This window comes from Butyricicoccus porcorum (genome assembly GCF_051246315.1).
Classification (GTDB): Bacteria; Bacillota; Clostridia; order Oscillospirales; family Butyricicoccaceae; genus Butyricicoccus_A; species Butyricicoccus_A porcorum.
The window spans coordinates 1,429,281-1,455,436 of record NZ_CP178353.1 but is presented as its reverse complement, the minus strand read 5'-3'; the positions used below and the strand labels follow the sequence as shown (position 1 = coordinate 1,455,436).

General features: G+C 55.9%; 30 protein-coding genes and 1 pseudogene. 10 read left to right on the top strand and 21 right to left on the bottom strand.

What is annotated here, in order from left to right; translation table 11 throughout:
* Positions 1–68 precede the first annotated feature (68 nt).
* A complete protein-coding gene (locus ACLM7Z_RS07065; RefSeq protein ID WP_273349102.1) occupies positions 69–575 on the bottom strand; it encodes a VanZ family protein in 507 nt (168 codons plus the stop codon).
* 190 nt (positions 576–765) lie between these two features.
* On the opposite strand from ACLM7Z_RS07065, the gene ung reads away from it, so the two are divergent.
* A complete protein-coding gene (gene ung / locus ACLM7Z_RS07060) occupies positions 766–1,455 on the top strand; it encodes a uracil-DNA glycosylase (RefSeq protein ID WP_087020720.1) in 690 nt (229 codons plus the stop codon).
* 85 nt (positions 1,456–1,540) lie between these two features.
* Here the strand turns inward: ung and ACLM7Z_RS07055 are convergent, their stop codons facing one another.
* Positions 1,541–1,840: a DUF1292 domain-containing protein gene (locus ACLM7Z_RS07055; protein WP_273349103.1), complete on the bottom strand. Its 300-nt coding sequence runs from the start codon at positions 1,838–1,840 to the stop codon at positions 1,541–1,543.
* 236 nt (positions 1,841–2,076) lie between these two features.
* Here ACLM7Z_RS07055 and ACLM7Z_RS07050 point away from each other — a divergent pair, with 236 nt between their 5' ends.
* Positions 2,077–3,051, top strand: coding sequence for an alpha/beta fold hydrolase (locus ACLM7Z_RS07050; protein WP_087020723.1), 975 nt, complete (start codon positions 2,077–2,079; stop codon positions 3,049–3,051).
* A 73-nt stretch (positions 3,052–3,124) separates the two neighbouring features.
* Here ACLM7Z_RS07050 and ACLM7Z_RS07045 read toward each other — a convergent pair whose 3' ends face one another.
* The 5 genes from ACLM7Z_RS07045 to ACLM7Z_RS07025 form a co-directional block, all read right to left on the bottom strand.
* Complete coding sequence (locus ACLM7Z_RS07045) at positions 3,125–4,282, bottom strand: bifunctional histidine phosphatase family protein/GNAT family N-acetyltransferase (protein ID WP_087020726.1); 1,158 nt, start codon at positions 4,280–4,282, stop codon at positions 3,125–3,127.
* Positions 4,279–5,187 carry a dihydroorotate dehydrogenase gene (locus ACLM7Z_RS07040; protein ID WP_435645743.1) on the bottom strand — a complete coding sequence of 303 codons (909 nt, stop codon included), beginning with the start codon at positions 5,185–5,187 and terminating at the stop codon, positions 4,279–4,281. Before ACLM7Z_RS07040 ends, ACLM7Z_RS07045 begins: the two co-directional genes overlap by 4 nt.
* Positions 5,187–5,954 (bottom strand): dihydroorotate dehydrogenase electron transfer subunit, encoded by a 768-nt coding sequence (locus tag ACLM7Z_RS07035; RefSeq protein WP_087020732.1) that lies wholly within the window; start codon positions 5,952–5,954, stop codon positions 5,187–5,189. Before ACLM7Z_RS07035 ends, ACLM7Z_RS07040 begins: the two co-directional genes overlap by 1 nt.
* 93 nt (positions 5,955–6,047) lie before the next feature.
* A complete protein-coding gene (locus ACLM7Z_RS07030; RefSeq protein ID WP_087020735.1) occupies positions 6,048–6,332 on the bottom strand; it encodes a Dabb family protein in 285 nt (94 codons plus the stop codon).
* A gap of 95 nt (positions 6,333–6,427) precedes the next feature.
* Positions 6,428–7,117 carry a Bax inhibitor-1/YccA family protein gene (locus tag ACLM7Z_RS07025; protein ID WP_435645742.1) on the bottom strand — a complete coding sequence of 230 codons (690 nt, stop codon included), beginning with the start codon at positions 7,115–7,117 and terminating at the stop codon, positions 6,428–6,430.
* Positions 7,118–7,318: 201 nt separating this feature from the next.
* Here ACLM7Z_RS07025 and ACLM7Z_RS07020 point away from each other — a divergent pair, with 201 nt between their 5' ends.
* From ACLM7Z_RS07020 to ACLM7Z_RS07010, 3 genes are read left to right on the top strand one after another with little or no spacing between them, the layout of a single operon-like run.
* Positions 7,319–8,893, top strand: coding sequence for a ClC family H(+)/Cl(-) exchange transporter (locus ACLM7Z_RS07020; RefSeq protein ID WP_242969848.1), 1,575 nt, complete (start codon positions 7,319–7,321; stop codon positions 8,891–8,893).
* Positions 8,894–8,904: 11 nt separating this feature from the next.
* Positions 8,905–9,399, top strand: a complete 495-nt coding sequence (locus ACLM7Z_RS07015; RefSeq protein ID WP_087020741.1) for a DNA-deoxyinosine glycosylase — start codon at positions 8,905–8,907, stop codon at positions 9,397–9,399.
* Positions 9,400–9,415: 16 nt separating this feature from the next.
* Positions 9,416–10,135 (top strand): lysophospholipid acyltransferase family protein, encoded by a 720-nt coding sequence (locus ACLM7Z_RS07010; protein WP_087020744.1) that lies wholly within the window; start codon positions 9,416–9,418, stop codon positions 10,133–10,135.
* Between the two features lie 59 nt (positions 10,136–10,194).
* On the opposite strand, the gene ACLM7Z_RS07005 is transcribed toward ACLM7Z_RS07010, so the two are convergent.
* The 4 genes from ACLM7Z_RS07005 to glyA form a co-directional block, all read right to left on the bottom strand.
* Positions 10,195–11,484, bottom strand: coding sequence for an S-layer homology domain-containing protein (locus ACLM7Z_RS07005; protein ID WP_087020747.1), 1,290 nt, complete (start codon positions 11,482–11,484; stop codon positions 10,195–10,197).
* Between the two features lie 152 nt (positions 11,485–11,636).
* Positions 11,637–12,983 carry an S-layer homology domain-containing protein gene (locus ACLM7Z_RS07000; protein ID WP_435645741.1) on the bottom strand — a complete coding sequence of 449 codons (1,347 nt, stop codon included), beginning with the start codon at positions 12,981–12,983 and terminating at the stop codon, positions 11,637–11,639.
* Positions 12,984–13,210: 227 nt separating this feature from the next.
* Positions 13,211–14,458: a replication-associated recombination protein A gene (locus ACLM7Z_RS06995; RefSeq protein ID WP_273349876.1), complete on the bottom strand. Its 1,248-nt coding sequence runs from the start codon at positions 14,456–14,458 to the stop codon at positions 13,211–13,213.
* Between the two features lie 17 nt (positions 14,459–14,475).
* The gene (gene glyA / locus ACLM7Z_RS06990; RefSeq protein ID WP_273349879.1) at positions 14,476–15,732 is read right to left on the bottom strand and encodes a serine hydroxymethyltransferase; all 1,257 of its coding nucleotides are present in this window, start codon (positions 15,730–15,732) and stop codon (positions 14,476–14,478) included.
* 231 nt (positions 15,733–15,963) lie between these two features.
* Between glyA and ACLM7Z_RS06985 the strand changes: the two genes are divergently transcribed.
* Both ACLM7Z_RS06985 and ACLM7Z_RS06980 read left to right on the top strand, forming a co-directional pair.
* Positions 15,964–16,605: an endonuclease III domain-containing protein gene (locus ACLM7Z_RS06985; RefSeq protein WP_087020755.1), complete on the top strand. Its 642-nt coding sequence runs from the start codon at positions 15,964–15,966 to the stop codon at positions 16,603–16,605.
* Positions 16,606–16,873: 268 nt separating this feature from the next.
* Entirely contained in the window at positions 16,874–17,101 is a 228-nt protein-coding gene (locus ACLM7Z_RS06980; protein ID WP_087020758.1) for a helix-turn-helix domain-containing protein, read from the top strand.
* A 53-nt stretch (positions 17,102–17,154) separates the two neighbouring features.
* Here ACLM7Z_RS06980 and ACLM7Z_RS06975 read toward each other — a convergent pair whose 3' ends face one another.
* Both ACLM7Z_RS06975 and ACLM7Z_RS06970 read right to left on the bottom strand, forming a co-directional pair.
* A complete protein-coding gene (locus tag ACLM7Z_RS06975; RefSeq protein ID WP_435645740.1) occupies positions 17,155–17,991 on the bottom strand; it encodes a type III pantothenate kinase in 837 nt (278 codons plus the stop codon).
* Between the two features lie 37 nt (positions 17,992–18,028).
* Positions 18,029–18,529, bottom strand: coding sequence for a metallophosphoesterase family protein (locus tag ACLM7Z_RS06970; RefSeq protein ID WP_435645739.1), 501 nt, complete (start codon positions 18,527–18,529; stop codon positions 18,029–18,031).
* 216 nt (positions 18,530–18,745) lie between these two features.
* Here ACLM7Z_RS06970 and ACLM7Z_RS06965 point away from each other — a divergent pair, with 216 nt between their 5' ends.
* Genes ACLM7Z_RS06965 through ACLM7Z_RS06955 form a run of 3 tightly spaced genes read left to right on the top strand, consistent with a single transcriptional unit; the run spans position 18,746 to position 19,762 of the window.
* A complete protein-coding gene (locus ACLM7Z_RS06965; protein ID WP_087020767.1) occupies positions 18,746–19,030 on the top strand; it encodes a hypothetical protein in 285 nt (94 codons plus the stop codon).
* Positions 19,031–19,033: 3 nt separating this feature from the next.
* Positions 19,034–19,450, top strand: coding sequence for a hypothetical protein (locus ACLM7Z_RS06960; RefSeq protein ID WP_087020770.1), 417 nt, complete (start codon positions 19,034–19,036; stop codon positions 19,448–19,450).
* A gap of 3 nt (positions 19,451–19,453) precedes the next feature.
* Positions 19,454–19,762 (top strand): hypothetical protein, encoded by a 309-nt coding sequence (locus tag ACLM7Z_RS06955; RefSeq protein ID WP_273349886.1) that lies wholly within the window; start codon positions 19,454–19,456, stop codon positions 19,760–19,762.
* A 5-nt stretch (positions 19,763–19,767) separates the two neighbouring features.
* On the opposite strand, the pseudogene ACLM7Z_RS06950 reads toward ACLM7Z_RS06955, so the two are convergent.
* The 8 genes and pseudogenes from ACLM7Z_RS06950 to ACLM7Z_RS06915 form a co-directional block, all read right to left on the bottom strand.
* Positions 19,768–20,402: pseudogene (locus ACLM7Z_RS06950) on the bottom strand (precorrin-8X methylmutase).
* Positions 20,403–20,416: 14 nt separating this feature from the next.
* A complete protein-coding gene (locus tag ACLM7Z_RS06945) occupies positions 20,417–20,938 on the bottom strand; it encodes a cob(I)yrinic acid a,c-diamide adenosyltransferase (protein WP_087020776.1) in 522 nt (173 codons plus the stop codon).
* Position 20,939: 1 nt separating this feature from the next.
* The gene (locus tag ACLM7Z_RS06940) at positions 20,940–22,439 is read right to left on the bottom strand and encodes a cobyric acid synthase (protein ID WP_087020779.1); all 1,500 of its coding nucleotides are present in this window, start codon (positions 22,437–22,439) and stop codon (positions 20,940–20,942) included.
* Complete coding sequence (cobD, locus tag ACLM7Z_RS06935) at positions 22,427–23,524, bottom strand: threonine-phosphate decarboxylase CobD (RefSeq protein ID WP_087020782.1); 1,098 nt, start codon at positions 23,522–23,524, stop codon at positions 22,427–22,429. The genes ACLM7Z_RS06940 and cobD overlap by 13 nt, the downstream gene beginning before the upstream one ends.
* A gap of 17 nt (positions 23,525–23,541) precedes the next feature.
* The gene (cbiB, locus tag ACLM7Z_RS06930) at positions 23,542–24,507 is read right to left on the bottom strand and encodes an adenosylcobinamide-phosphate synthase CbiB (RefSeq protein ID WP_087020785.1); all 966 of its coding nucleotides are present in this window, start codon (positions 24,505–24,507) and stop codon (positions 23,542–23,544) included.
* Entirely contained in the window at positions 24,504–24,827 is a 324-nt protein-coding gene (locus ACLM7Z_RS06925) for a bifunctional adenosylcobinamide kinase/adenosylcobinamide-phosphate guanylyltransferase (protein ID WP_087020788.1), read from the bottom strand. The genes cbiB and ACLM7Z_RS06925 overlap by 4 nt, the downstream gene beginning before the upstream one ends.
* A gap of 24 nt (positions 24,828–24,851) precedes the next feature.
* The gene (cobS, locus tag ACLM7Z_RS06920; RefSeq protein WP_165761134.1) at positions 24,852–25,625 is read right to left on the bottom strand and encodes an adenosylcobinamide-GDP ribazoletransferase; all 774 of its coding nucleotides are present in this window, start codon (positions 25,623–25,625) and stop codon (positions 24,852–24,854) included.
* A complete protein-coding gene (locus ACLM7Z_RS06915) occupies positions 25,618–26,154 on the bottom strand; it encodes a bifunctional adenosylcobinamide kinase/adenosylcobinamide-phosphate guanylyltransferase (protein WP_087020794.1) in 537 nt (178 codons plus the stop codon). Before ACLM7Z_RS06915 ends, cobS begins: the two co-directional genes overlap by 8 nt.
* Between the last annotated feature and the right edge of the window lie 2 nt (positions 26,155–26,156).

Genomic DNA, 26,156 nt, shown 5'->3' with positions numbered 1-26,156 from the left:
TTGATATCGGCTGGCCGGGAGATATCCTCCCGCCGGCCAGCCATGCCATCTGGGGCATGCCACACGCCCTAATTCGCGATTGTCAGCAGAAACAGCAGCAGCAACGCAGCAATTTCAATCACTATGCCGATGCTGTTGATGGCGACAGCCAGTTTATCTCGGAGCACGCCCCGGAACATCCGGCATCCGGCGATGCCCAGCAGACAGCCCAGCGTATTTGCAATAACATCCGTGATATCGCTCGCTCCGATTGCAAACACGAATTGAATGGCTTCAAACAGCACGCTGAGCAGTGCGCCGGCTCCCAGCTTGAAGACAAACGGTTTTTTCCACAGAAACAGTTCCATGTATACGCCCAGCGGAACAAATACCAGCGCATTATACACAATTTCCTTGATGCTCAGGCTTCCGTTTACCACCATGGACTGTCCAAACGGGACGAGATTGATGTTTCGGATTCTGCTCAGTTCGCTGATATGGACGCTGAATTTAAACAGGACAAGCCAGCACAGCAGGAACAAATAAACCGCGAATACCACCTTTGATATCGTTTTCTGTTTGTTTGATTCAAACACCGCAAACACCATCCTTACCGTTTGAAGCCGAACGCAATTGCCATGAAGGCACTCTCAAGTGTACTATTACGCCTAGTACACACAGTATACTGTCTGCCGCCGGCAAATACAACTACAGTTTGGTTACAGTTTTCTTTCCACCCCAATCATGGTATACTAAGGTCATCCAAAACGAAAGGAATCCAAACCAATGGTCAATATCGGAAATGAATGGGATGCGCTGCTTGCAGATGAATTTGAAAAGGACTATTATTTGCAGCTGCGCGAATTTCTGAAGCAGGAATACCGCACGGCGCGCGTCTATCCGCCGATGAAGGATATTTTCAACGCACTCAAATACACGTCCTACTCGGATGTCAAAATCGTCATTCTCGGACAGGACCCGTACCACGGTGAAGGACAGGCGCACGGCATGTGTTTCTCTGTCCGCCCCGGCGTACCTATGCCGCCTTCGCTGCAAAATATCTTCAAGGAGCTGCACGACGACATTGGCATCTTCCCGCCGCAGTCCGGCTGTCTCGTGCCATGGGCACGCGAAGGCGTGCTGTTGATGAACACGGTACTGACTGTACGCGAGGGCCAGCCAAATTCCCACAAGGACAAGGGCTGGGAGATTCTGACCGACCGCATTATCTCCCTGCTCGGTGAACGTGAGACGCCGATGGTCTTCCTGCTCTGGGGCGCCAATGCACGCAAAAAGAAGGAGCTGATTACCCGGCCGCAGCATCTGATTCTCGAATGCGCGCATCCCTCGCCGCTGTCGGCACACCGCGGCTTTTTCGGCTGCGGGCATTTTTCACAGGCAAACCAGTTTCTGTATGACCACGGCATCGAACCGGTCGACTGGAATGTTGTCAACACAAAACCGGAGGGCATCTGACCGTGCCCGGCAAATACAATCGATCCTGGAAGAAAAAAAGACCTTTCGCGGCACATGTCCGTGAAAGGTCTTTCTGTGTACAAAATCAGTCCGCAAAATCCAGCTGATCGGCAAAGCGTTCCTTGAAAATCTCATAGACCGCGGAGAGGATATCCTCGTCATCGACCGCCACATAGTTCTCCATATCGCCGTCGGACTCGACCGCAAGGATAACTGCCTCGTAGCCGTCCTCGGGCGGCTCACAGTCCTCCTGTTCCACCGGCAACAGAACGATATATTCCGCATTTTCATATGTGATGGAGTCGATAAATTCGTATTCTGCCTCTTCGCCTTCTTCATTGATAAGCGTCATGACACCGTCCAGCTCTTCCATGTTGTTATCCATACAATCCTTCTCCTTCCCATCTTTTTTACGCCTGCGGCGCCCTTTTTCTATCTGTTATTATACCTGTCCCCGGCAGCATGTGCAACCCCCCAACGCATCCCCCTTTCCACCTTCTAATTATATTTTAAACCGTTTGTAAACTTTTGTCTTTCTCCCGTTCATTTGGTCGAGAGTATGATATCATATGAATACAATACGTTAGCGATATAATAACATAACGAAAGGAGGAAGCCTGCATGAATATCCGCTGCACACAGAGCACATACCCGAGTGCATGCTCCGGCGCAACGATTTCCTATTACATCCTGCGCCCGGTCGATGTAGAGCCTCGCGGCATCGTGCAGATTTCCCACGGCATGTGTGAATATTTCACACGATATACATCCTTTGCAAAATACCTGTGCTCGCTCGGCTTCATTGTCTGCGGCAATGACCATCTCGGCCATGGTTCTTCCGTCCCCCCCTCCGGCGCACTCGGCTTTTTCGGACAGCACAACGGATGGCGCGTGCTGGTGGATGACATCGCCACACTAAAAGAGAAAATGCAAAACCGCTGGCCGGAGCTTCCGTATTTCCTGTTCGGGCATTCCATGGGCTCCATGATTGTACGCCTGTATCTCGCACGCTGCACGGACGGTGATCTGGATGGCTGCATCCTGAGCGGCTGTCCCGCCCCCAACGCCGCAGCCGGTATCGGCATCCATCTCGCCAATTCCGTCATCCGATCACACGGGCCGATGTACCGCAGCAGCATGCTCAACAGCCTGATATTCAAGCATTACACCACACGCATTCAGGACTGCCAGTCTCCGTTTGACTGGCTGACACGCGACCGCGCGGTTGTCTCCCTGTTTCAGTCGGACGCGAAATGCAACTATATTTTTACCGCCTCCGGCTTCCGCGACCTGTGTTATCTGATGCAGAACAGCAGCCGTCTGAACTGCATGCGGGAAACTTCAAACAGCCTTCCGCTGTTGTTTCTTGCGGGCGACGCCGACCCGGTCGGAAGCTACGGCACAGGCGTCAAGCGCCTCGCCTCCAGCTACCGCGCAGCGGGCTGCCGCAATGTCGATATGATTTTCTACAAAGATGCCCGGCACGAGATTCTGAATGAACTGAACAAGGAAGAGGTATACGGTGACATCAGCCGCTGGCTCGAAGCTCAGCTGGCACAGCGCGCCGTCGCCGCCGGGCAGATGCAAAACAGCTGAACGGCATTTCCCCTCCCTCGAAACGTCAAAATACCGCAGGAAATCCTGCGGTATTTTTTATGCAGCCTACTGCTTATTTTACTTCAATATTGCGCTGTAAGATGAAAAATTCGCCGCATTCATCGGTATATTCACCCACCGGATCAAACCCGTTGCGCTGATAAAATTTTACCGCGCCGGGATTGTGCTTGGCGGGGGTCGCCTGGAGCACCTTTTTCCCCATGCGGCGGTAGACGCTGACGGCGTTTCCGATCAGCTGCGGGCCAAAACCAAAGCCGCGGAATTTTTCCAGAATGCAGGTTCCGCCCATTTCACCGATCTCCGTGTCACGGTTTTCCAGCGTATTGATCGCAATAATACCGCCGATTTCGCGGTCAACCATGCCAAACGAAACTGCATCCGGCGTGACCGACTGGAAGCCGCGCAGCCGTGCTTCAATCTGCGCGTCGGTATAGGTGTCTTTTCCGTAGGTCGGCCAGTAAATCTGGTGGAACAGGTCCAGCGCCATCGCCTTATCTGCCGCATCGTCCCAGTTAACCGGGCGGAACCACATCTGCGGCGACGCAGGCACATCCACGCTGTCGCTCCACTTGAGCGAATAAAACGTGGAAAGCTCCTTCGGCAGATGCGAATTGTCGTTGCGGTATGGGATTTCAATCGATCCGTCGTCGTGGAAAATCATCTTTGCCACGCAGGTATTATCTCCCCAGCCGACCTGCATCATCTCATCGTCGCGCAGGCCGAGCGCGCGCGTCAGGATGCCGCGGATGGCAGAACCATGGCTGACAACGACGACCGTTTTGCCGTCCTCATCGCGCGCAATGCGGCGCATTTCCTCCAGCGCGCGTACACCGGATTCCATGATGGTCTCACCGCCGGGCGCACGGCACAGCCACGGGCGGTTGCACCACGTATCATACAGCTCCGGCTGAACAACCGGCAGCTCTGCCCATGCCTTGTCCTCCCATTCACCCATGTCAATCTCGCGCAGTGCCTTGCGCTCAATGACCGGGAGCCCATGCGGTTCCGCGATGGCCAGCGCGGTATGGCGAGCGCGCCACAGGTCACTGGAGTACACCGCATCAATCGGTTCCTTTCGAAATCGCTCGCCGACAACCTTTGCCTGTTCCAGACCACGTCTGGTCAGCAGGCTGTCATACTGTCCGTGACAGCGGCGGCCGATGTTTCCCTCCGCCTCGGCGTGACGGACGAGATAAATGGTTGTACTCATATCTGCACCGCTCCTGTCAGTTCGGTGACGGATGCAATGCCGTGGTCATCGAGGAACTGCTCCAGCTCATGCAGCGCCTTGACCGGCGCCATCGGGTCGGCAAAGCATGCAGTGCCGATGGCAACCGCCGAAGCGCCTGCGAGCATCATTTCGACAATATCGCGGCCGGAACGGATGCCGCCCATGCCGATGATCGGCACGTCGACGGCCTGATGCACCTGATAGACCATGCGAACAGCAACCGGGAATACAGCCGGGCCGGACAGTCCACCCATGATATTGGACAGGATCGGGCGGCGACTTTCGACATCAATGCGCATGCCGAGCAGCGTATTGATGAGGGACAGCGCCTCCGCACCTGCGGAGACTGCCGCGCGGGCAATTTCCGCGATATCCGTGACATTTGGGGACAGCTTGACAATCAACGGTTTCTTTGCGACCTTTTTCGCCGCAGAAACAACCTCCTCGACCATCTTGGGCTGTGTGCCAAAGGTCAGTCCACCACACTTGACGTTCGGGCAGGAGATATTCATCTCGATCAAATCCACATCGGCATCGGAAATTTTTTCAACAATTCCAGCGTATTCCTCGACGGAGGTGCCGGAGACATTTGCAATAATACGCGTATCATACTGGCGCAGGAACGGAATCTGCTCAGCAATAAACCGGTCAACGCCCGGATTTTGCAGACCGACACAGTTGAGGATACCCATCGGAGTTTCCGCAATGCGCGGTGCCGGGTTGCCGAGCCGTTCCTCCGGCGTCAGGCCCTTGACACCAATGCCGCCCAGCTCGCCCAGATCATAAAATTCACCGTACTCGTGACCGAAGCCGAACGTGCCCGACGCGGTCGTGACGGGGTTTTTCAGCTCTACCCCACAGAAATTCACGCGAAGATCAGCCATTACCACTCCACCTCCTTCGAGTCAAAAACCGGGCCGTCCTTGCAGACATGCCCATAGCGGGTTTCGCCGTCCTTTGCCTTGAGTGCGCAGGCACAGACGAGGCAGGCACCGATGCCGCAGCCCATGCGCTCCTCCATTGAGACCTGGCACGGAATGCCGGCCTCCTCCGCGATGGATGCGAGTGCGCGGAGCATCGGCTTCGGACCACAACAGCCGACCGATGTGTATTCCTCAATATGTGCCCCCAACACGTCGGATACAAAGCCGTGGATGCCATAGGAGCCGTCATCGGTTGCGACATAGGTCGTGCCGAGTGCCTGGAAATCCTCCTCCAGAATGACCGCATCGCGATTGCGGAAACCAAGGATCGCGGACGGCTGTGCGCCGTTTGCGCGTGCCGTCTGCATGGTCAGCAGCATGGGCGGGACACCGATGCCGCCGCCGATAAACACCGGGTGTGCGCCGAGCGCATCCATGTCAAAGCCGTGACCCTGTGGGCCGAGAATATCGAGCACATCGCCCGCTTTGCGTTCAGACAGCCATTTTGTGCCTTCTCCCTTGACGACAAAGACAATTTTCAGCAGGCCGTCTTGCGCCTGGCAGATAGAAATCGGGCGGCGCAGCAGGTTCGCTTCCCCGCATGTAATATGAACAAACTGTCCGGGCTGCGCTGCCGCGCTGATGCGCGGCGCTTCCATCGTCAGCGCGAACATCGTGCTGTTCAGCGCCTGTCGTTCCCGGACGGTACACAGTTCCTGTATGGACATAGTCAAAAACCTCCTTGTTGGTCTTGCTATCATTGTACATGATTTTGAACGGAAAAGAAAGATACCGCTGTATAAAACAGCGGCATTCCGATATTATTCTTCAAAATCAATCGCGGCGCGCGTCTCGCGGATGGATTTGCACAGCTGCGACACCGCGACATGACGCGGATCGTTTTTATAAAGATCCAGATCCTCCAGCGAATCGAACTTCGAGATAAGCACGGCGTCATAAGCATTCGCCTCGTTGCAGCTGACGCGCACTTGCATGCCGCGAATCTGCGGGATAACACCGTCCAGCGCCTTCAGCCCGTCGAGGAATTTGTGCATGTTTTCCTCTTCGCCTGCCTTGAATTTCCACATAACGATGTGTGTAATCATTTTCTGTCACATCCTTTCCTGCTGCCAGTGTAACACAGACGGCATAAAAAAAGCAAGACGGCTTGCGCCGTCCTGCCGGAAAACAATTTGTTTTTTCAGTCCCGCTTGCCGAACAGACGGATCAGATACAGGAACAGATTGATGAAATCCAGATACAGCTGAAGGGCAGAGATAACAGATGCCTTTTGCAGCAGTTCCGGGCTGCTCTGGAATGCCATGTAGTTGCGGCGGATCATCTGCGTATCATACGCGGTAAACGCGACGAAAATCACAACGCCGATGAGACACATGCCGGTTTCCATGCCGGGAATGAACACAGACAGCAGCGCAAGCACGAGCAGTGTAATCAATCCGAACAGAAGGACCGGACGAATGCGGGACAGGTCAGTCTTTGTGACCATACCGTACAGTGCCATGACGCCGAAATACAGTGCCGTCATGCCGAAGACAAAGACGAGCGATGAGACGGAATAGATGGCGAAGATCGAACTGAATGTCACCGCGTTGAACAACGCATAGACAAAAAACAGCCCGCGTGCCATTCCAATGCTCATTTTATGCAGACGGGCGGACAGATAGATCACGACACCGAGCTCCGCGATCAGCAGGACATACGGCAGGATGCCATTGTAAAGATAATAAATGGCACCGGTGAAATAAATTGCCAGCGAAGCAGCAAAGGTCGTCATCAGTCCAAGGAACATCCACCCGAAGGTTTTGGCTGTATAGGATGAAATGGAATCGCTTTTCACCTGAAAGGTTTGAGGATCATAGCTTGGATTCATGAAAAGCACCTCCTGATTTTTATGTATTATACCTCATTTGCTTCAAAATGTACAGAAAGTTCGTGAAACTATTCTGTATACATTTTGTGAACAACGTATTAAAATAAATAGCGTAAAAGTGTGTCGAATTGTGCCTGGGCAGTGAAATGTCCGTGCGGGTACGGGCACAGTTTTTCAAATCCTGAAAAGGGAGTTTACAAAATGAAAAGAACTCGGGAAATGAAAGCAGGGCAGATGGTCAGCCGGTACAGCTCCCTGCGCACACTGCTCGTCTTCGAGGGACTGCTGGTCGGCATCGTTTCGGGTCTGGTCACATCACTGTACCGGTATGTGCTGGATCGCGCAGATGATATCCGCAATGCGGCCCTTGGGCTGTGCAGCGGGCATCCGCTGCGCATGGCATGTTGGTTTGGCATCCTGATTGTGCTGGCAGTTCTGGTGACCGCGCTGCTGAAATGGGAGCCGATGATCTCGGGCTCCGGTATCCCGCAGGTGGAAGCAGAGCTGCTGGGCTATATCCGCCCACGCTGGTGGCGGGTCATCCTTGGCAAGATCGCAGCCGGATTTCTGTGTATCGTCGGCGGACTCTCACTCGGACGCGAAGGCCCATCCATCCAGCTCGGCGGCATGGCAGGCAAAGGTGTTTCCCGCTGGCTGAAGCGTTTCCGGCTGGAAGAGCATTTCCTCATCACCTGCGGCGCGTCGGCGGGACTTTCCGCCGCATTCAATGCGCCGCTGGCCGGCGTGATGTTCGCACTGGAGGAAATTCATAAAAACTTTTCCGCGATGGTGCTGCTGTCCTGCATGGCGGCCTCCCTCATTGCGGATTATATCTCAAACGGCATATTCGGCATGGAACCGGTCTTTTCGTTCCAATTCATCGGCATGATCCCGCTGCACGGGTATGCATATATCGTAATTCTGGGTGTACTGTGCGGCGTGCTCGGCGCGGTGCACAACGCAGGCATGCTCGGCGCACAGACATTATATAAAAAGCTGGGCTTTCTGCCGCAGGTCTGCCGTATTGCAATTCCGTTTCTCATCGCCGGTGTGCTTGGCTTCGTCATGCCGGAGCTGTTGGGCGGCGGCCATCATATGGTAGCGATGCTGTACGCGGAGCATCCGAATCTCGGTCTGCTCCTGACCATCATCGTGGCAAAATTCCTGTTTACCGCTGTCAGCTTCGGTTCGTCCGCACCGGGTGGCACGCTGGTGCCACTGCTGACGCTCGGCGCGTTCATCGGCGGCGCATATGGCTCTGCTGTTGTGGACTGGTTCGGCTTTGACCGCGACTTTTCGACGAATCTCGTCATCATTGCAATGGCAGCATTTTTCGCAGCAATTGTCCGCGCACCGGTTACCGGTATTGTACTGATTTCAGAGCTGACCGGCAGCTTTTCCCATCTGCTGTCGCTGTCCACCGCGGCACTTGTGGCGTATGTGGTCGCGGAAACGCTCGGAAGCAAACCGTTCTTTGAGAGCTTAACCGAGCGCTTTCTGGAAGGTCAGAAGGGTAAGGTCATTGTCAAGGGCGCAGGCAATAAAAAATCCATTATTACATCCATCATTGAAGAAGGCAGCGAAGCGGACAACTGCATGATTCAGGATCTCGGTCTGCCGTCCGAATGCCTTGTAGTATCCGTCACGCGCGGCGCAAATGAGCTGATTCCGCGCGGCAAGCTGCGGCTCAAAGCAGGCGATACGCTGGCGACCATGGTCAGCGAACGTGATCTCGCGGCGATGGAATCCGTGCTCAAACACAAAACATCTTTTTAGGAGACCTGACCATGCTGGTAACACATGAATTTGGCCCGTGGTACGACACGCAGTCGCGCGTGCTGGTGCTGGGCACCATGCCCTCCCCCAAATCGCGCGAGGCAGGATTTTATTACGCCCATCCGCAAAACCGTTTCTGGCGCGTGCTGCCGGCACTGTACGGTGAGCCGCCGCTGATCGGTAATATCACAGCCCAGCAGGATTTTCTGACCCGGCGGCACATCGCACTGTGGGATGTACTCGCGAGCTGTGAAATTGAGGGCGCATCCGATTCCTCCATCCGCAATCCCGTGCCCAACGATATGAATGTAATTTTACGCGCCGCGCCAATCCGGGCGATTTTCGCCACGGGACAAAAGGCAGGCGCACTCTATAAAAAATATTGCCTGCCGCAGTGCGGTGTACCCGTTCAGGTACTGCCATCCACCTCTCCTGCCAACTGTGCGGTAAAGCTGGATGCCCTGTGCGAGAAATACGCCGTCATCCGGCAGGCCGCGGAAGCGTAAAGAGAGGAGACATCATATGCTTCGCACAATAATCTGGTTTATTTATTTTTTCCTGTATCTCGCGGTTGTATCGCCGGTCTGGCTGTACTGCAACCACAAGATAAAAAAGGGACAGCGCGCACAGGTTCAGCCTACCATTGAAAAAATGGTGACCAACTGGGCATCGCGCCTGCTGTGGCTGGCGGGCGGCAAAGTGGAAGTCATTGGAAAGGAAAATATCCCCGACGAGACTGCTGTCTTTGTCTCAAACCACCAGAGTGACTTTGACATTCCGGTTGTACTGACTCAGGTCGGCAAGCCGCATGCGCTGATGGCAAAGCAGTCGCTCGCCAAGGTCCCGGGCATTCACGGCTGGATGAATCTGCTCCAGTGCGTATTTCTCGACCGCGACGACGAGAAACAGGCGGTGCGCGCGCTGATGGACGGCACCAAACTGGTCAAGGCAGGCAATTCTATGACCATCTTCCCGGAGGGCACACGCAGCAAGGGTGGCCCGGTGAAGGAATTCAAGGGCGGTGCCTTCCGCATTGCGACGAGTGCAAAGGTTCCGATTGTTCCGGTTACGATTGAAGGCACCTATCACCTGCTCGAAGAACATGGACGCATCCATCCGGGACAGGTTCGTGTGACCATCCACGAACCGATTCCGACGGCAGGCATGAGCCGCCAGGAGGTGCGCGAACTGCCAGAGCGCGTGCGCGCACAGATTATTTCAGCGATGACCGAACAGAAATAATCCCGACAGATAAAAAATGTGCGCTTCCGGCTGGAAACGCACATTTTCTTTTTTTCAGGTTATGCAAGGGCAAGCAGCTGATACAGCATGCAGGCCGCCTGCGCGCGGGTTGCCTCCGCCTGCGGATTGATCCGGACAACATCGTCCTGCCCCAGATCACCGCTGATAATGCCTTCACGCATCATAGCATCCATCGCAGTCTGTGCCCAATCGGATATCTGATCCGCATCCGGCATTTCCGACGGTGTGACCGTTTCGACAACATCCTTCTTCATGATCTTGTTCTGATAGCTGTACAGCATGACCGCCAGCTGTTCGCGGGTAATGGTATCATTCGGGCCGAATGCACCATAGCCATAGCCGTTGGCAATGCCATTCGACACCGCCCAGCCAATGTAATGATTGTACCAAGAGTTCGGATCGACATCATAGAACATTGCGCTTGCAGAATATTTGCTGACATCCTGTCCGGATGCCGCCGCAAGCAGCGTAACCGCTTCCGCACGGGTAATGCTGTCCAGCGAACCGAACGTCCAGCTGTTCTTACCACTGATGAGGCCACGGCGGGTCATGTCATAGACCTTGTCATAGAACCAGTCGTACGGACGCACATCCTTGAACCAGATGGCGCGCACCAGCGTGCTCTTCTGCTGCTGCCAGTTTTCCGGGCGAATAATGCCGTCCTGCGCAGTCATAGAGATCGTCGCCTTATTTTTGGCAACAAGTGCGCCGTTTTTGCTCACGTCGTTCGGCGTATAGAAATTACCCGCCTGAATGTACACCGGCCCATCCTGCGCGTAAATCGCGTCATCATAGGCACTGATTGCCGCACCCATGACATTGACCTGCGCATCAATGCAGTTGACGCCCGCATCGTTCGCCGATGAAATCGTCATGTTGTCCAGCACAAGTACCGGCCGACAGGTGCGATCCATCGATTCCACCCAGATACCGCTCGCATACGGCGAGCCGACCGTCGCCTTTGAAGTGCATCGGATTGTGCCGTCACGGATGGTGACCTTTGGCGCAACCGATCCACCGCCCGCGATATAGGAAAATCCCGGCGAATTTGTGGTCGATTCATAAATGGTGTGATCGTTCAGATCAATGGTAATGTTGAACGATGCTTCACAGCTGCAAAACAGCGTGAGCTCCTCGTTGGAAATATCACGCAGGATTTCAATGGTCTGTCCGTCCTGTACTTTCTCCAGCGCTTCCCACAGCGTGGTGTATTGGGTCGTCCCAATCTGTGCCTGCGGCTCCACTGCAAACGCGCCTGCCGCTGCGGGCAGAAGCAGCGCCGCCGACAAAAACAGGCTCCCCAGCCGTTTTGTTATTTTGTTCCGCATTTTCAAAGATACCTCCTGACATTGTTGTTTTTCATCCCCCACAGGGAATCCTTTCCAATATTGTAACAGATTTTTACCGTTTTGTAAACGTTTTGTTACCTTTTTGTCAAAACAAAACCGTCGGCCGAGACCGACGGTTTTGAAATTCCATATCAGCTCTGTGCTGCAAATTTAAACATTGCTCTCAGCATCGTGCAGATTTGTGCACGGGTTGCATTGCCCTTCGGCAGGAGCTTGACGGTATCCTTGTCCTTGCTGCCAGAGATAATGCCCTCCATAAGCATGGTCTGTACGGCAGTCTCCGCCCAGGTTGCAACCTGATCGCCGTCGGGATAGACAGGAACCTCAACGACCTGTCTCGGCTCAATGTTCAGGATATTTGCCTGATACTTATACAGCATGACACAAACTTCCTGACGGGTAATTGACGCCGTCGGCGCGAACTTTCCGTTTCCGGTACCGCTGACAATGCCGTTATCATATGCCCATTCGATCTGGCGTACAGACCACGCATGCGTGACATCGCTGAATGTCTTTTTGTTTTCATACGCACTCAGGTCAGCACCTGCCGCACTGGCCAGCATAACTGCAAACTGCTCGCGGGTAACGTTTTTGGCCGGGCTGAATGTCCAGACATTACCGTCGCCGCTGACGACGCCCCGGTTTGCCATCTCATAGACATAATCGTAATACCACGGATTCTTGCCATCCGCACCCGGCTGGACATCCTGGAAATTCGTAACCCACAGGCTCATCGGCAGGGTGGTTTTCCAGTCTGCCGGGCGGACAATTGCCGGTTCGCCCGCCGTCGTGACGCGGGACATGTCCAGCGTCATATTCTCATCGTCAATCCACAGATACGAAGCAATGGCGCCGTCATTGCTGTCCGTTCCGGTCGCGTTAAAGCTGCCTGCAAGCAGATTGATGGCAGAATCCTCGGCATAAATCGCATCGTCAACGCCGGTGATATTCGCCTGTACGTCCAGATTGGCGCCGAGGCAATAAACAGCCGAATCTCCGTCTGCCGAAACAGTCATATTGCGCAGCGTGACCGTCGTCGGCGTAGAAGAATCGAGATCCATCACACAGATGCTGTCCACCTCTGTGCCGCTGGCAGAAATCGTGCCGTTTTTCAGCGTGACTGACAGGTTTCCTGCGCCTTCGTCCGCAGCAATCAGCAGGGCATCATCTGCATTGCCGGAAGCAGTGATCTTTTTTCCGTTCAGGTCGATGGTAAACGATTTGGCAGATGCGCTCTCGTGGATGTAAGCAACACCTTTTCCTTCCCCGCCCCAATACGACTCGGTACTACTGGAGACATTTTGCAGCAGTACGATGGTCTGTCCGTTTTTGACCGCTTCAAGCGCCTTGTTCAGCGTCCTGTATCCGGTCGAATTGATTTTTGCTACATCTCCTGCTGCAAAGGCGCCTGCGCTCATGCCGCACAGCATCGCTCCGGTCAGCACTGCTGCACCGATCTGTCTGAATATTCGTTTCATATGTACCTCCGTTCTGCTTTGTACCAAAACCACGCAGTATCTGCGCATTTTGCCCAAAAAACGCCGTTTATTTTGCGTTCTGTTGTAAATTTTAACACTATAGTTCCCAAATTGCAACCCCGTTTCAGCAATTCGGCTGTCCGCGTTCATATATTTCCAAAAAAATCAAAAACACCTGGCTGCATTGCACAGCCAGATGCTTTGATCTAGTCCATTGTCGGTGACGCTTATATCCGTCCTTTGACGGCATCCCAGTATGCTTTCGCACGCTGTTCCGTCTTGTTCTCGCCGTAGTCATAATAGTGTGCGCCGCGCAGCGTGTCCGGCAGGTACTGCTGCTCGACCCAGTGGTTCGGATAGTCGTGTGGGAATCGATAGGCCAGCCCATGTCCAAGCCTGCCCGCACCGGAATAATGGCTGTCCTTAAGATAGTCGGGCACCTCGCCCGCCTTGCCATCACGGACATCCTGCATGGCCGCGTCAATCGCGCGGATGCCGCTGTTTGACTTAGGCGCAGTCGCAAGTAAAATTGCCGCATCTGCGAGCGGAATGCGCGCCTCCGGCAAACCGAGCTGTGTTGCCGTATCCACGCACGCCTTAACGATGGAAATCGCCTGTGGATATGCCAGTCCGACATCCTCCGCTGCAATGACCAGCAGGCGGCGGCAGGCGGAAATCAGATCGCCCGCCTCGAGCAGCCGGGCCAGATAGTGCACCGCTGCATCCGGATCAGAGCCGCGGATAGATTTTTGCAGGCCGGACAGAATGTCATAATGCTGGTCGCCGTCGCGGTCATAGCGCATCGCGGAGCGCTGTGCCGCCTGTTCGGCATCCGCCAGCGTAACCGTACCGCCGCGTGCCGCCTGTGCCAGCAGCTCAACGGCATTCATCGCCTTGCGCACATCGCCGCCACAGGAGGAAGCAATGTGTGCACACACTTCATCTGAGACAGACAGGGAAGGGTCTGCCAGTGAAAACGCCCGGCGCACTGCGGGCTCAACCTCCTCCGCCCCGACCGGACGGAATTCAAACACCGTGCACCGGCTGAGAATTGCACTGTACACATAGAAATACGGGTTTTCTGTCGTAGAGGCGATCAGGGTAATCCGTCCATCCTCGATAAATTCCAGCAGTGACTGCTGCTGTTTTTTATTAAAATACTGGATTTCGTCCAGATAGATGAGCGCGCCGTTGGGCGCAAGCATCGTGCCCAGCTCGTCAAAAATCTGCCGGATATCGGAAATGGACGCCGTGGTGGCATTGAGCCGGTACAGCTTTCGCTCCGTCTGTCCGGCAATGATCGATGCGACCGTCGTCTTACCCACACCCGACGGCCCGTAAAAAATCATATTCGGAATGCTGCCGCTCTCGATGATCCGGCGCAGCAGGCCGGATTCTCCCAGAATATGCGGCTGGCCAACCACATCCGCCAGTGTGGTTGGGCGGATACGGTCGGCCAGAGGCTGAAATTTCATATTGTCTTCCAAACAAATCAGTACAGCGGGAACTGCTTGCAGATCTCGCCGACACCGGCACGGATTTCGTCTGCCTTTGCGTCAAAATCAGTGATTGCCCAAGTGATAAACTGTGCAATCTTGTCCATCTCCGCTTCCTTGAAACCGCGGGTTGTGACAGCCGGGGTGCCCAGACGGACGCCGGAGGTGACGAACGGGCTGAGCGGTTCATTCGGAACGGTGTTCTTATTTGCGGTGATATAGACCTCATCCAGACGGTTCTGGAGTTCCTTACCGGTGACATCGGTACCGCGCAGGTCAACCAGCATCAGATGGTTATCCGTGCCGCCGGAAACGAGGTTGATGCCGCGCTTCATCAGGCCTTCTGCGAGTGCCTTTGCATTCTTGGCAACCTGGGTCTGATATTCCTTGAACTCCGGCTTGAGTGCCTCGCCGAAGCAGACAGCCTTGGCAGCGATGACATGCATGAGCGGGCCGCCCTGAGTACCCGGGAAGATTGCCTTGTTGAACTTCTTCGCCAGATCCTCGTTGTTGGTCAGGATGCAGCCGCCGCGCGGGCCGCGCAGGGTCTTATGAGTCGTCGTGGTGACAACGTCGGCATATTCCAGCGGATTCATGTGCAGACCTGCTGCAACCAGACCAGCAATGTGTGCCATATCGACAAACAGATATGCGCCGACTTCCTTTGCGATGTCCGCAAAGATATCGAAACGAATTTCACGCGGATATGCGGAAGCGCCTGCAATAATCATCTTCGGCTTGACTTCCTTTGCCTGTGCGCGCAGGGCATCGTAATCGATGTAGCCGTTGTCATCAACGCCATATGCTACGATGTTGTACAGCAGGCCGGACTGGTTGACCGGAGAACCATGGGTCAGATGGCCGCCGTTGTCCAGCGACATGCCCAGAACGGTGTCGCCCGGCTTGCACAGTGCCTGATAAACGGCCATGTTTGCCTGTGCGCCGGAATGCGGCTGTACATTGGCAAACTTTGCGCCAAACAGCTTGCAAACGCGCTCGATTGCCAGATTCTCGGCAATATCAACGCACTCACAGCCGCCATAGTAGCGCTTTCCCGGATAGCCTTCGGCATACTTGTTGGTAAGAACGGTACCCATCGCTGCCATGACGGTCGGGGAAACGATGTTTTCCGACGCAATCAGCTCGATGTTGCGGCACTGACGGTCATATTCCTTGCGGATTGCTGCACCCAGCTCAGGATCCATGCTGGTGACAAACGCAATATTTTCTTCAATTCTCTTGGCTTCGGACATGCTGAATACTCCTCCATAAAAATCGGGCTTGAATCAGTTTTTCTTCTTCTATTAAAACAGGAAATTCTTCTTTTTGCAAGGCACATTTCCCCTTTGAGCAGTTTTTCCCTTTAATGCAGTAAAATTTTCGTAAAGTTGTCGATTTTTTGTGCAGAATTTGTGATACAATACATATGTTCCGGGCTATATTTGACCCACTGACCAAATTCGATCTGATAAAGGAGACCATTTATGCTGACGCCAACCGAACGCGCCGAAGCTGCCGTCCGCCTGCTCGAACAGGAATATCCGGACGCAATCTGCGCCCTGCAATACAAAAAAGATTATGAACTGCTGTTCGCCACGCGCCTGTCCGCCCAGTGCACGGATGCGCGCGTCAACATTGTAACAAAGGAGCTGTACACCCGCTTCCCTTCGCTGGAATCCTTCGCCGCCGCAACTCCGGACGAAATTGAAGCCATCATCCGCCCGTGCGGCCTCGGCAAAACCAAAGCACGCGACCTGCACGCAGCTGCCCAGTATCTGCTTGAGCACCACGACGGCAAAGTGCCCGGCACCATGGAGGAACTGCTCAAAATTCCCGGCGTCGGACGCAAGACTGCCAACCTCATCCTCGGCGATCTGTACGGAAAGCCCGCAATCGTTGCAGATACCCATTGCATCCGCCTGTCCAACCGCATCGGGCTGGTGGACGGCATCAAGGAACCGGGCAGACTGGAACGCGCGCTGCGTCCCATTGTTCCGCCCGCCGCGTCCAACGACTTCTGTCACCGTCTCGTGCTGCATGGGCGCGCTGTTTGCACCGCGCGCAAGCCGATGTGTGACAAATGCTGTCTGCGTGAAATCTGCAAAACCGGCAGCGAAACCACCTGACCATCGAAAAAAACGCCGTCATTCACATTGCTGTGAATCCGGCGTTTTTTTCACACCTATATCTATAGCCAAAATCGATACATGCAGATTTTCCCATAGGATTGCAGCTTTTGTTTCTGACCGGGTCAAAATCCGGACAAAATCCCTGTACCCGCACCCCGCAGCGCAGCAAAACGCACAGCATGTAACCTGACACGTTTCAGAAATAATTTACCGCGTTGTCGTACGTGCTCCAATTATCGCGTAAACTATGCTGGGAGTGGTGAATTTGGACAAACAGCATCAGCAAAAGTATCAGCAGCTCGGTCTGAACATTGCATATTATCGCAAACAGTGCGGTATGTCACAGATCAGGCTGGCAGAGCGGGTCGGCATCAGCCGCACCCATATGAGCCGGATTGAAACCGCTGAGTGCGCCGTTTCACTCGACGTCATCTTTTCTATCTGCGCCGTTCTGGACATTTCCCCCGACAAGCTGTTCGATTTCAGGCAATAGGCGCACACAGAAACAGGGGCGGATGCAATGCATCTGCCCCTGTTTTTCTGTCCTCACAGCCGTGTTTCTATTTCCTCGTCTGCGGAAACGCAGAGTGTGCCGAGCGGCTCCACTGCGTCAAATTTTTCTTTATTGGCCTGATAAATCATCAGCAGACCCTCGAGTGTCAGGTTTGCATCGACATGCGTGATGATATCGCAGTACTGCGCCATCATACGACCCATGCCGCCGGTTGCAACAACGTTGCATTTGCAGCCCATTTCCTCCTGCATCTCGCCGACAATGCCCTGAATTGCGCCCGCATAGCCGCGCACAGCACCCGACTGCATGCTCATGACGGTATTCGTGCCAATGGCCTTGTCCGGACGCACGATATCGACACGCGGCAGCTTGGACGCCTTCTGAAACAGCGCCTCCATGGAAACCTTGATGCCCGGATAAATCGCGCCGCCGCGATAGGCACCGTCCTCGTCGATGACATCAAACGTTGTCGCCGTGCCGATGTCGATGATAATCAGCGGGCTTCCATATTTTTTCACGGCGGACACCGCGTTGACCAGGCGGTCAATGCCGACCTCCTTCGGATTGTCATAGCAGTTGACCAGTCCCGTGTCGATGTCCTTTCCGACAATCAGCGGCTTCACGCCGATATATTTGCGAATTGCGTTAATCAGCGTATACATGACCGGCGGCACAACCGACGCAATGATAACCGCATCGGTGTCCCTTGTATCCAGCTTGAGAAAGCTGTAATACAGATGAATTTTCATGCCGATCTCATCCGACGTGCGTTCCGCCGTTGTGGACAGACGGAAGCTGCCAATCAGCTCCTCCCCGCGATAAATACCAAAAACTGTGTTGGTGTTGCCAACGTCAATCGCCAGTAACATATCTCTCGATCCCTTCTCCTGTGTTGTTCTGCGGCATTCAGCGTTTCTGATCCAGATAGATGATCTCCGGCTGAATGTCCGTTTCCTCGATCACCAGCCGCAGATAAGACGGCGGTGCAGCAACATATGGCAGGCTGATGCTGCCCGGATTGGCGATCAGAATGCCCCCATCCCGATCAATTTCCGCTTCATGTGTATGTCCATACAGCGCCATCTGGCAGTCATGTCTGCGCGCAGCAGCTGCCAACGCCTTTGTATTGCGGCGCACACCGTACAGATGCCCGTGCGTCAGGAACAGCTTCACCTGTCCCGCGCAGACAATCAGATTATCCTGCACGTCCTGTGCGCGCCAGCCATAATCGTTATTGCCCCGGACGTTATACACCTTCAGATCCGGATATACCGAACGAATATCGTCTGCATCGTCGACCACGTCGCCCAGATGCAATACTGCGTCCGGCTTTTCCTCGTCGATAATAACAAGCATGTCCGAACTATTCCGGCGGTGGGAATCGGAAAAAACGATCAGTTTCATCATAATACCTCCTTCCACACCCCTGTCATGTACGCAGTATATCTGAGAACCGTCCATATGGCATTTTTACGATATGAACCATTCTCAGATATGCTATCAATGAATATACACTATTTTTTTCTGAAAGTCAAAGAACAATTGACGCAGCTATGGCGTATACTGCAATGAACACGGCTGCGGCAGTGGCCGCAGCACACGCAGATACAGGAGGCTATTCTCATGCAACAACGCGATATGGAAGAACTGATGCGTCGCATCTCGCGCGAAACCGGAAATCCCGACGCGGCACAGGCTGCCGGACGTATGCGCGACGCGCTGAACACACCGGAGGGACGGCGGGCCGCCCAAAAGATTCTGGAGGGTCACAGCAGCTCGCTGGAAAACGCCGCCCGCATGGCACAGGCGGGCAATCTGGAAGGCGCAAAGCAGTCCGTACAGGAGCTGCTGCGCACACCGGAAGGTGCACGGCTTGCCGCACAGATTGCGAAACTGATGGGGCGGTGAGCCATGGAATCCTCCGATATGCTCGCCTCCCTGCTGAATGACCCGGAAACCATGCAAAAGCTGGCGGGCATTGCATCCCAGCTGATGGGCAGCACAGGCGCATCGGGTGATACGCCGCCTGTGCCGGAGCAGCCGGAGCAATCGGAGCCGCCGGCACAGGCAGAGCTTCCCGCCGCAGGCGGGGATGATCCGACTGCTGACTTCATGCTTCGGGCACTGCCCGCAATTTCCGCCATCGCCCAGAGCAGCCGCCGCCCGGTCTGTCCGGAGCGCACTCAGCTGCTCGACGCACTCCGGCCATTTCTCTCGGCGCAGACCTGCGCACAGATCGACCGCGCCGAACACATTCTGTCCGCCGCGCGCATGACACAGGCCGCCGCAGGACAGCTTCTGCCACAGCTGTACCAGAGGGAGGTCTGACCTGTGTACAACCGTTACCTGCAAAACACCTGCCCGCATGAGCCGCAAAAGCAGGAGCCGCACCGCGACTGCGACTGTGCGCCCCGCCGGGATGACCGCAGCGACTGCAAACAAAAAGACAGCAGCGGGGGCGGGCTGCTGTCTTCTCTGAGTCATCTGCTTGGCGGCGGAGAGGGTGGGCTCGGCAGGCTGCTGGATGACAACACCCTGCTCGTCCTGCTCATTCTGCTGTTCCTGTTAAAAGACGACGATGGCAATATCGACCGCGATCTGCTCATCCTCGCGGGCGTTTTCCTGCTGGTAGGTCTGTAATGTGTTTAAAATCCTTCGCGGCGCACCAGCTGGTACAGCAGCGCGTTGACAATCGCTGCTGCGACATTGCTGCCGCCCTTGCGCCCGCGCGCCACGATATACGGCACACCGGATTCCTGAATCAGCTCTTTCGATTCAACCACATTGACAAAACCGACCGGCACACCAATCACCAGTTCCGGCGACAGTGTCCCCGCATCGACCAGGCGGCGGATTTCAACCAGCGCGGTCGGCGCATTTCCAATCGCAAAAATCAGCGGTACATCCAGCCCGGCGGCGCGTTCCATTGACACGGTGGAGCGCGTCACGCCGCGTGCCTTTGCCTCTGCCGCGACGTCCTCGTCCGCGACAAAGCAGTGCACCTCACCGCCGAACTGTGCCAGAATCTTTTTGTTGATGCCCGCTTTGACCATATTGGTGTCGGTGACGATGTGCGCGCCGGCCTCAATTGCCTTGCGTGCGCGCGCAACGGCACCCTCGGAAAACACCAGATTGTCCGCATATTCAAAAATCGGCGGAGGTGTGGATCACGCGCTTGACCACCGGTGCAATGTCCGGCGGAAACGTGCGGTCCCCCCAGCTCCTCCGTGATAATGGCAAAGCTGCGCTTTTCAATATCTGCCGGTTTTACATATTCCATCTTGCTCATATCTGTCACCTTTCTATCCCGCGGCGCGCCGCGATGCCCTGTTCATACGGATGCTTGATTTTGCGCATCTCTGTTACATAACCCGCCAGCTCCAGCAGGCGGTCAGACGGGTTTCGTCCGGTCATCACGACCTCCAGTCCCTGCGGCCGGTGAAGCAGCAGGTCGATCAGATGCTCCTCGTTCACCATACCCGTGCTGCATGCCGCCATGATCTCATCCAGCACCAGCAGCCGCAGGTGCTCCGTCTGTGCAAATGCCTGATCGAGCAGCGCCGTGTGGTCGCGCGCAGCCTGTGCGCGCTCCTCCGCATTCATCTGAAATGTGAATTTTGTGCCCTGCTTGGCGCGCAGCAGCTCCACATTTGGAATGTTCTGTATTGCGCACACCTCGCCGGTCTCACCGCTCTTCAAAAACTGCGCAATGCGCACCGCATACCCGCAGCCCGCGCAGCGCAGCGCCAGGCCGAAGGCACAGGTCGTCTTGCCCTTGCCGTCGCCGCAGTAAATATGAAGTAAACCCTGTTCCATCTCATTCTCCATTCAAAATACGGTAAACCGCCTGCATATCCAGCGCACCGCGCACCGCATCCGCGAGCGCGTCATACTGCTGCTGCTTGTATGCCTCGGTATCAAAACCGCGTATATCCGCATCTGACAATCCCCGGCGCGCGAGCAGTGCGGAAACCAGTGCTTCGCTGACCGCCTCGCGGTCGAAGATGCCGTGCACATATGTGCCGCAGCAGACACCGTTCTGCGCGCCGTCTGCGACCGGCGTTTCGCCGCGCGTGAGATGCGTCAGCGGTCTGGCACCCGGTTCATACGTCGTCTCACCCATGTGGATTTCATAGCCGTCGAACGCCGTACCGGACAGGCCGGACAGCACACCGTCCACAGCTTCAAATGTACCGTGCACCTGCGTCGTCGCCTTGTCCGCACAGAATACCGTATGTGTCGGCAGCAGTCCCATACCATCCATCGTGCCGCCTGCCTCGACGCCGTCCGGGTCGGCCAGTGTCAGGCCCATCATCTGATATCCTCCGCATACGCCGAACACAGGATTGCCCGCCGCGGCATGCTTCCTGATCTCCGCCTCAATGCCGTTCTGCCGCATCCATTTGAGGTCATCCATCGTATTTTTGCTGCCCGGGAGCACAATCAGATCGGGATTTTTCAGTTCCTGTGCGCGCGAGACATAGCGCACCGACACGCCCGGCATGCGCTCGAGCGGAGCAAAATCAGTAAAATTGGAAATGCGCGGCACGCGGATGACCGCGATATCGATGAGTGCTGCCTGCCGGTCAGCATGCAGCCGCTCGGACAGGCTGTCCTCGTCATCCAGATCAAGATACAGATACGGTACAACACCGACAAACGGAATGTGCAGGCGCTGCTCCATGAGCTCCAGCCCCGGCCTTAAAATATCCACATCGCCGCGAAATTTATTGACAATCAGGCCCTTGATGCGGGCGCGCTCCTGTGGTTCGAGCAACTCCACCGTGCCGTACAGCGACGCGAACACGCCGCCGCGGTCAATATCGCCGACCAACAACACCGGTGCGTCCGCCATCTCTGCCATACCCATGTTGACAATATCATTTTCCCGCAGGTTGATTTCTGCCGGGCTGCCCGCCCCTTCGATGACAATAACATCATACTCGGCGGCAAGGCTATTGTATGCCTCCATGATATCCGGTACCAGCTGCTTTTTATACGCATAATATTCCTTCGCGGGCATCGTACCGCGCGCTTTGCCGTTTACAATCACCTGCGAGCCGCAATCGCTCGTCGGCTTGAGAAGGATTGGGTTCATGCGCACATCCGGCGCAATCCCGGCGGCCTCCGCCTGCATGACCTGTGCGCGCCCCATCTCCGCGCCGTCCGCCGTAATAAACGAATTGAGCGCCATATTTTGTGATTTAAACGGCGCAGCACGCAGGCCGTCCTGTTTGAAAATGCGGCACAATGCCGCGACTGTCAGGCTCTTGCCCGCGTTGGACGTCGTGCCCTGCACCATGATTACCTTTGCCATTGGTCTGCCCCCTCCTTTTTCTCTGATACAGAATCCTTCAGCTCCCGCAGCGCATGCAGCAGCACAAAATTTTCCGCCTCTGTGCGCACCGCTACGCGGAACCAGCGCGCATCCAGTCCCTCAAAATTCGCGCACGAACGGATCAGAATGCCGCGTGCGCGCAGGCGTGCTGCAAGATTCTCGATGATATCGTTGCGGAACAACACAAAATTTGCCGCGCCGGGGATCACCGAAAAGCCCAGCCCGCGCAGGCCGTCTTCCAGCTGTGCGCGCTGTTTCGCGATATATTCCCGCGTGCGCACAGAGTATTCCGTATCCTGTGCCGCCCGAATGCCGCATTCCTGTGCGACGACGGATACCGACCACGGTGCGCCCGCATCGTACATGCGATCAAGCAGGCCGGTATCGGATGACAGACAGTAGCCGACCCGTATCCCCGGCATGGCATACATTTTGGTAAACGACCGCAGCAGCACCAAATTGCGGTGTTCCGGCACACAGTCGGTCATGACAATCTTTTCCGGCTCGTCAGGAAAATCATGGAAACACTCGTCGACAATCAGCGTCGCGCCGACGGCCGCACAGCGTTCCATCCCTTTCTTCACCAGCCATTTGGGAATGACCCGTCCGGTAGGATTGTTTGGATTGCACACAATCACCGCATCGATGTCCGGTATGAGTGCGTCCCAGAAGTCCTCTCTCAGGTCAAAATTATCCTGCTCGCGCAGCGGAACGCGGACAAGTTCACTGCCTGCCAGCGCTGCCGCCTGTGCATATTCCCCAAAGGTCGGCGCGGGCAGCAGAATCTTTTTCGGTTTCAGGGCGAGCAGCAGCCGGAACAGCACATCCGCTGCGCCGCCGCCGCAGAACACCTGCTCCACTGTCACGCCCTCCCGCGCGGCAATCGCCGCGCGCAGCCGACGGCACAGCGGGTCTGGGTAATGCCCACTGCGCGCAAGCGCCTCCTGTGCCGCGCACAGAATGCCCTCCGGCATGCCGAGCGGGTTGATGCTGGCGGAAAAGTCCAGCGGCTCTCCCATCAAATCCTCAGCGTAAATATCGCCGCCATGTCGGTTTTCCGTCATCTCATCGCTCCTGCCTTTCAAAAAATCGTCACAAGTGCCGCGCGCAAAGCGCACAGCAGAATTACTGCCAATACAGATGCCCACATCATCAGCCGGTTGGTGCGCACAATGTCTTCCGGCTCAATCGGCCGCCGTGCATCGCCCAGCGTCGGCTTTTCATACAGCTTGCCGAAATAATACGCATTGCCCGCCAGCTGTACGCCAAGCGCACCCGCACAGGCGGACTCCGTCTGCGCCGAATTCGGGCTGGCATGCCGCAGCCGGTCGCGCCGGAAGCAGCACCATGCGCCGTGCGCATCCAATCCCGCAGGCTTCGCGCCCAGCACAAACAGCAGACCGCTGAGCCGCGCCGGAATAAAGTTCCACACATCATCCATTTTGGCGGAAAACCGTCCGAAATACAAAAATTCGTCGTTTTTATAGCCCACCATCGAGTCGAGCGTGTTGACTGCCTTATAGGCAAAGCCAAGTGGTGCACCGCCCAGCAGCAAAAAGCACAGCGGCGCGATCACGCCGTCACTCGCGTTTTCCGCGACGGTCTCCACCGCCGCCTTGGTCACCTGCTCTGCTGTCAGCTCCGCGGTGTCTCTCCCGACAATCCACGAGACATATTTGCGCGCGCCCGACAGATCCTGTGCCTTCAGCGCATGATACACGCGCAGCGCAGCGACCTTGAGCGACTTCGCCGCAAAAATCTGCCAGCAGAACACCGTTTCCAGCGCAAACCGCGCGACGGGATGAATCAATCCCGCGATATACAGCAGCGCAAATGGAATGAACCACGACGGCACAACCACGAGCGGCCACAGAAGCACGCCCGCCCAGAACTGTCCGCGCGGCGTATCCGGAAACCATGCGCGCAGGTGCTTTTTCCAGAAGGAAATCATCGAGCCAATGCCGCAGATCGGATGCCACAGTCGTTCCGGGTCGCCGAGCACACAGTCAATCAGAAAGCCCAGCAGGACTGCTCCAACAATGCTCATGGTTCCCCCTTGATGCACTGTGCGATGCCACAGGTCAGGCGATACACACGGTCCGCCTGCGCCGCGATGTCACAGCACAGCCGCCCGGTTTGCTCTCGCCATTCGCGCTCGCCCGCGTCCAGCGGCACAATACCACAGCCCAGTTCCGTACAGACGACAGTCTTTCCCAGAAACTCCGCCGCCTGCGGCAGCGGGGCGCCTGTGTCCAGCGCCTGCCGCACAATATCCTGTAAATTGTCCACAACGCCGGCCTCCGGCGACAGCGTGCGCGCAAATGCGCTTTTGCCCTGTGCCATCCCGCCGACAATTAAAATTGTCATGATTTGTTTCTCCTGTTATGTACGTCACCGCAGGCACAGCCCGCCGATAACGGCTGCGGCCAGCGTGATGGTCTCGCATACGGTGATGCACATGCCGCACAGATCTCCCGTGATGCCGCCAAAAATTTTTTTGCATTTGCGGATATGGTACGCAAAGAATACCAGCACCGCGCCGACTGCCAGCACACCGAACCGGTTCCCGGTGACTGCAAGCACCGCCGCGCATGCAAACATCCAGACACACATGACGCGCGCCACGATTTTTTTATCCGCATGATCGGAAAACAGCCGCGCCAAACCGGAGTCCTTCGCACAAGGCTGCGCGACGATCATGTGTCCGCCGCATGCACGTGCCATGGCATAGCCCGCGCCGAGCAGAGCGGCACAGCGCGGCGCGTCATACAGCTGTGCGAACAGGCCGAACTGCACCAGCAGCAGTACCAGCAGCCACAGCACACCGAATGCGCCAACATGTGGGTCTTTCAAAATAGCCAATCGTTTTTCTCGGTCGCCATACGAGCACAGTGCATCGCACGTATCAGTAAAGCCGTCCAGATGGATGCCGCCCGTCAGGATAACCGGCACCAGCACCGCCCCCGCCGCATACAGCATTGCGTTCAGCCTCCATGCCTGTGCCAGCCACAGCCAGCCGAGCTGGCACAGCCCGACCAATACGCCGATCAGCGGCAGAAAAATGAGCGCAAAGCGCATGGTATTCTTTTTCCATTCTACCTGCGGCAGCGGCAGCGCCGAATACAGCCCGAATGCCACCAGCAGTCCGCTCCAAATATCACTCAAAATCTGCGCTCCCTTTCCTCATCACCGGAATGCCGCACACGCTCTCGACCACCACATCCGCCCGCTGCGCGAGCAGCAGATTGAGCTGTCCAAGCGCGCGCAGATATGCCATTGTGCCCGCGTCATACGTGCGCCCGTCGGAAAAAACTTCATTGGTCACGAGAACCACATGGGGACAGGCCTCTGCCAGCGCGTCCACGCCGGACAGGATGCTGTTCTTCCAGTTCTCCCCCGCGCCGTCCGGCGAAAACAGCTCGTTCGCCAGCGCGTTGCTCATGCATTCAAACAGTGCGGCTTCATACCCCGCCGGGACGCGCAGCCGGTCAAACCGCTTCGCATGCTCGAGCGTGTCAAAGCCCTTGCCCGCGCGCAGAGCGCGATGGCGCGCAATGCGCCTCTGTGCCTCCTCACCAGATGGCTCCATTGCCGCGACATACAGCATTGGCCTTCCGTTCGCAAGGCGGCACACAATATCCTCCGCACGCGCGGACTTTCCGCTCGCCGCGCCGCCCGTCACCAGCACCAGCATCT

Coding starts and splice junctions, on each gene's coding strand:
- ACLM7Z_RS07005 (WP_087020747.1), bottom strand. CDS start 11,484: ATGCGGAACAAAATAACAAAACGGCTGGGGAGCCTGTTTTTGTCGGCG.
- ACLM7Z_RS06965 (WP_087020767.1), top strand. CDS start 18,746: ATGCAACAACGCGATATGGAAGAACTGATGCGTCGCATCTCGCGCGAA.
- ACLM7Z_RS07020 (WP_242969848.1), top strand. CDS start 7,319: ATGAAAAGAACTCGGGAAATGAAAGCAGGGCAGATGGTCAGCCGGTAC.
- cobD (WP_087020782.1), bottom strand. CDS start 23,524: ATGACGGAAAACCGACATGGCGGCGATATTTACGCTGAGGATTTGATG.
- ACLM7Z_RS06915 (WP_087020794.1), bottom strand. CDS start 26,154: ATGCTGGTGCTGGTGACGGGCGGCGCGGCGAGCGGAAAGTCCGCGCGT.
- ACLM7Z_RS07025 (WP_435645742.1), bottom strand. CDS start 7,117: ATGAATCCAAGCTATGATCCTCAAACCTTTCAGGTGAAAAGCGATTCC.
- ACLM7Z_RS06970 (WP_435645739.1), bottom strand. CDS start 18,529: ATGATGAAACTGATCGTTTTTTCCGATTCCCACCGCCGGAATAGTTCG.
- glyA (WP_273349879.1), bottom strand. CDS start 15,732: ATGTCCGAAGCCAAGAGAATTGAAGAAAATATTGCGTTTGTCACCAGC.
- ACLM7Z_RS06940 (WP_087020779.1), bottom strand. CDS start 22,439: ATGGCAAAGGTAATCATGGTGCAGGGCACGACGTCCAACGCGGGCAAG.
- ACLM7Z_RS06945 (WP_087020776.1), bottom strand. CDS start 20,938: ATGGAACAGGGTTTACTTCATATTTACTGCGGCGACGGCAAGGGCAAG.
- ACLM7Z_RS06975 (WP_435645740.1), bottom strand. CDS start 17,991: ATGTTACTGGCGATTGACGTTGGCAACACCAACACAGTTTTTGGTATT.
- ACLM7Z_RS06925 (WP_087020788.1), bottom strand. CDS start 24,827: ATGACAATTTTAATTGTCGGCGGGATGGCACAGGGCAAAAGCGCATTT.
- ACLM7Z_RS07040 (WP_435645743.1), bottom strand. CDS start 5,187: ATGGCTGATCTTCGCGTGAATTTCTGTGGGGTAGAGCTGAAAAACCCC.
- ACLM7Z_RS07000 (WP_435645741.1), bottom strand. CDS start 12,983: ATGAAACGAATATTCAGACAGATCGGTGCAGCAGTGCTGACCGGAGCG.
- ACLM7Z_RS07045 (WP_087020726.1), bottom strand. CDS start 4,282: ATGAGTACAACCATTTATCTCGTCCGTCACGCCGAGGCGGAGGGAAAC.
- cbiB (WP_087020785.1), bottom strand. CDS start 24,507: ATGAGCATTGTTGGAGCAGTCCTGCTGGGCTTTCTGATTGACTGTGTG.
- ACLM7Z_RS06960 (WP_087020770.1), top strand. CDS start 19,034: ATGGAATCCTCCGATATGCTCGCCTCCCTGCTGAATGACCCGGAAACC.
- ACLM7Z_RS06985 (WP_087020755.1), top strand. CDS start 15,964: ATGCTGACGCCAACCGAACGCGCCGAAGCTGCCGTCCGCCTGCTCGAA.
- ACLM7Z_RS07035 (WP_087020732.1), bottom strand. CDS start 5,954: ATGTCCATACAGGAACTGTGTACCGTCCGGGAACGACAGGCGCTGAAC.
- ACLM7Z_RS07010 (WP_087020744.1), top strand. CDS start 9,416: ATGCTTCGCACAATAATCTGGTTTATTTATTTTTTCCTGTATCTCGCG.
- ACLM7Z_RS07050 (WP_087020723.1), top strand. CDS start 2,077: ATGAATATCCGCTGCACACAGAGCACATACCCGAGTGCATGCTCCGGC.
- ACLM7Z_RS06995 (WP_273349876.1), bottom strand. CDS start 14,458: ATGAAATTTCAGCCTCTGGCCGACCGTATCCGCCCAACCACACTGGCG.
- ACLM7Z_RS07055 (WP_273349103.1), bottom strand. CDS start 1,840: ATGGATAACAACATGGAAGAGCTGGACGGTGTCATGACGCTTATCAAT.
- ACLM7Z_RS07030 (WP_087020735.1), bottom strand. CDS start 6,332: ATGATTACACACATCGTTATGTGGAAATTCAAGGCAGGCGAAGAGGAA.
- ung (WP_087020720.1), top strand. CDS start 766: ATGGTCAATATCGGAAATGAATGGGATGCGCTGCTTGCAGATGAATTT.
- ACLM7Z_RS07015 (WP_087020741.1), top strand. CDS start 8,905: ATGCTGGTAACACATGAATTTGGCCCGTGGTACGACACGCAGTCGCGC.